The sequence below is a fragment of the Vibrio sp. Y176 genome (assembly GCF_033438945.1).
Genome location: NZ_JAWOQS010001248.1, coordinates 1 through 506, shown reverse-complemented (window position 1 = coordinate 506; position 506 = coordinate 1). Strand labels below are relative to the sequence as shown.

Sequence of the window (506 nt, the reverse complement as noted above, 5' to 3'; positions counted from 1 at the left end):
AACATGATGACTTGAGTCCGACTCATAATTTAAATCTCCCTATTCATCCACTGTGAAGTACAGTCCCCAGGCACGAGTTAATATGTCTGACGAGACGATCTTCTCTTTCCCTTCGAACACCAAAATATCTCGGCTAATGCCCAATAAATCTTTTGGTAAGCAAGGGAAGTAAGCGACATCATCGTCACGGTGTAGTTGGCTTAACGTTTCGAAAAACTCTGGTACTAACGTCATCTGATAGTCTTTAGCGAGAGACATCCACAAGGCTTGATAGTCAGTCAAACTCAGTGGTTTAAACTCGATTTTGTAACCAAGACGACGTAAAAAAGCAGGGTCTGCAATTTTGCTCGGTGCAAAGTTGGATGAGAAAGCCAATGTCAGCATAAATGGCACGGTAACTTGTTGGCCGTTAGGCAGTGCTAGATGGTCGAACAAATACTCCATCGGCACAATCCAGCGGTTCAACAACGCATCAACGGGCATGGCTTGACGTCCTAAATCGTCAA

The 506-nt window shown here is 44.3% G+C and carries 1 pseudogene; it reads right to left on the bottom strand.

The features are described from left to right. Nucleotides 1-39: 39 nt before the first annotated feature. Nucleotides 40-506: pseudogene (locus R7O13_RS31220) on the bottom strand (AAA family ATPase); the annotation flags it as partial.